The 3,337-nt window shown below is 53.9% G+C and carries 1 tRNA gene and 2 rRNA genes; all 3 read right to left on the bottom strand.

What is annotated here, in order from left to right:
- A tRNA-Met gene (locus JF542_RS24100) sits at positions 1-77 on the bottom strand.
- Positions 78-149: 72 nt separating this feature from the next.
- Positions 150-264: ribosomal RNA gene (rrf, locus tag JF542_RS24095) — 5S ribosomal RNA — on the bottom strand.
- A 193-nt stretch (positions 265-457) separates the two neighbouring features.
- A 23S ribosomal RNA gene (locus tag JF542_RS24090) occupies positions 458-3,287 on the bottom strand.
- Positions 3,288-3,337: the final 50 nt, after the last annotated feature.

Raw genomic sequence — 3,337 nt, 5'->3', positions numbered from 1 at the left:
TGGTTGCGGGAGTAGGATTTGAACCTACGACCTTCAGGTTATGAGCCTGACGAGCTACCGGGCTGCTCCATCCCGCGGCGATTTTGCCCTGATTGTGTATTGGTCAGGGTGGATCGTTTAGAGAGATACGGTTTTGTGGTCTTTTCTAGGTTTGGCGGTGACCTACTCTCCCACGTCTTGAGACGCAGTACCATTGGCGCGACGGCACTTAACGACCGGGTTCGGAATGGAGCCGGGTGTTTTGCTCGTGCTATGACCACCAAACCAAGGAAAGACCACGCTGCAGAGACGGTGCGGTAGAGAGCGTTTCGCGAAGCGAAGCGCGTTGCCACACCCCGTCACTGCGGGTGGGTGTTCATCAACCTGCCCTGTCGGGCGGTGCTGTCAGTCGAGTACGCTGTATGTGTATGCTTTTGAGTGTTCGCAGTCAGGTTTGTGTCCCTGTCTGTTACTGGATCAAATCAAGCCTATCGGACCATTAGTACCGGTCAACTGAACATGTTACCATGCTTACATCTCCGGCCTATCGACGTGGTGGTCTTCCACGGTCCTCAGGGATACCTTGTTTTGAGGGGGGCTTCCCGCTTAGATGCCTTCAGCGGTTATCCTGTCCGATCATAGCTACCCAGCACTGCCGTTGGCACGACAACTGGTCCACCAGTGGATCGTTCACCCCGGTCCTCTCGTACTAGGGGCAACTCCTCTCAAGTATCCTACACCCACGGCAGATAGGGACCGAACTGTCTCACGACGTTCTAAACCCAGCTCACGTACCTCTTTAAACGGCGAACAGCCGTACCCTTGGGACCTGCTCCAGCCCCAGGATGAGATGAGCCGACATCGAGGTGCCAAACACTGCCGTCGATATGGACTCTTGGGCAGTATCAGCCTGTTATCCCCGGCGTACCTTTTATCCGTTGAGCGATGGCCCTCCCACTTGGGACCACCGGATCACTATGGCCGTCTTTCGACTCTGCTCGACTTGTCAGTCTTGCAGTCAGGCTGGCTTCTGCCATTGCACTCAACGAGCGATTTCCGACCGCTCTGAGCCAACCTTCGCGCGCCTCCGTTACGCTTTAGGAGGCGACCGCCCCAGTCAAACTACCCGCCACGCAGGGTCCCGGATCCGGATAACGGACCGCGGTTAGACATCAAGAGTGCGAAGGGTGGTATCTCATCTGTTGGCTCCACAGAGACTGGCGTCCCTGCTTCGAAGCCTACCACCTATCCTGCACATCACAATCCTGATGCCAGTGCGAAGCTGTAGTAAAGGTGCACGGGGTCTTTCCGTCTAACCGCGGGAAGCCTGCATCTTGACAGGCAATTCAATTTCGCTGAGTCGATGTTGGAGACAGCGGGGAAGTCGTTACGCCATTCGTGCAGGTCGGAACTTACCCGACAAGGAATTTCGCTACCTTAGGACCGTTATAGTTACGGCCGCCGTTTACCTGGGCTTCAATTCGGAGCTCTCACCCCTCCTTTTAACCTTCAGGCACCGGGCAGGCGTCAGACCCTATACGTCGTCTTGCGACTTCGCAGAGCCCTGTGTTTTTAGTAAACAGTCGCCACCCCCTGGTTTGTGCCCCCAGCCCCTAGTTGCCTAGGAACCGGGCCTCCTTCTCGCGAACTTACGGAGGTATTTTGCCGAGTTCCTTCAACATCGTTCTCTCAAGCGCCTTGGTATTCTCTACCAGTCCACCTGTGTCGGTTTAGGGTACGGTCCTAAAGTGGGGCTATTTCCAGGGACCGCTCAGCTGCCAGTTCAATCCGATAAGGACTGACAACCTCTGCGATCCGTCACCACCACATGGCCCAGGAATATTAACCTGGTTCCCATCGACTACGCCTTTCGGCCTCGCCTTAGGGGCCGGCTTACCCTGCTCAGATTAGCTTTAAGCAGGAACCCTTGGACTTTCGGCGAGAGTGTCTCTCACACTCTTTGTCGCTACTCATGTCATCATTCTCGCTAGTGATCTCTCCACCCGTTGGCTCACGCCCGGGCTTCACTGAAAGGATCCTGTCCTCCATTGCATCCCGAAGGGTGCAGAAGAGGATAGATCCTATATCACACTACGCTCCGCTACCATGCCTTACGGCATCCTAAGCTTCGGCTCATGGCTTGAGCCCCGTTACATCTTCGCCGCAGGACAACTTGATTAGACCAGTGAGCTGTTACGCTATCTTTAAAGGATGGCTGCTTCTAAGCCAACCTCCTGGTTGTTTTGGTCGTCCCACCTGCTTTCCCACTTAGCCATGAATTGGGGGCCTTAGCTGTAGGTCAGGGTTGTTTCCCTCTCCACTACGGACGTTAGCATCCGCAGTGTGTCTGCCATCTAGTACTCCCGGGTATTCGGAGTTTGGTTAGGATCAGTAAGCCTGTGGGGCCCCATTACCCATCCAGTGCTCTACCCCCCGGGGTATTCGGATGACGCTCTACCTAAATAGATTTCGCGGAGAACCAGCTATCTCCGAGTTTGATTGGCCTTTCACCCCTAGGCACAACTCATCCCGACCTTTTTCAACAGGTGTGGGTTCGGACCTCCAGTAAGTGTTACCTTACCTTCATCCTGGTCATGCCTAGATCACTCGGTTTCGGGTCTGATCCATCTAACTCGACGCCCTATTAAGACTCGCTTTCGCTGCGCCTACACCTAACGGCTTAAGCTTGCTAGATAGACCAAGTCGATGACCCATTATACAAAAGGTACGCCGTCACTTCGCAAGGAAGCTCCGACTGATTGTAGGCGTTCGGTTTCAGGTACTGTTTCACTCCCCTCGTCGGGGTGCTTTTCACCTTTCCCTCACGGTACTGGTTCGCTATCGGTCAGTAAGGAGTACTTAGCCTTCGGAGGTGGTCCTCCGATCTTCAGACAGGATTTCACGTGTCCCGCCCTACTTGATACGTCCTATCGAGCTTCCCATACGGGGCTGTCACCCACTATGGCTGATCTTTCCAGATCCTTCTGGTCACTCTCAAGGCTCGGCTGGTCCCCGTTCGCTCGCCGCTACTAGGGGAGTCTCTATTGATGTCCTTTCCTCCGGGTACTTAGATGTTTCAGTTCCCCGGGTTTGCTCTTAAAACCCTATGTATTCAGGTTAAAAGTACCTGTTTAAGAACATTATAAACTGCCGAAGCAATTATAATGAACTTTCAGGTGGGTTGCCCCATTCGGAAATTCCTGGGTCAAAGCTTATTCTCAGCTCGCCAGGACTTATCGCAGAGTATCACGTCCTTCATCGCCTCTTACTGCCAAGGCATCCACCAAACGCCCTTCTCGCGCTTGATTTGATCCAGTAAAAGACAGGTTCAATCTAGTGTGCTACCGCCTTGCGGCTA

Origin of the sequence: Salipiger bermudensis (genome assembly GCF_017309175.1) — a bacterium.
In the GTDB taxonomy this organism is placed as follows: domain Bacteria; phylum Pseudomonadota; class Alphaproteobacteria; order Rhodobacterales; family Rhodobacteraceae; genus Salipiger; species Salipiger bermudensis.
The sequence above is the reverse complement of the archived record's forward strand: the minus strand, read 5'-3'. Positions and strand labels throughout refer to the sequence as shown.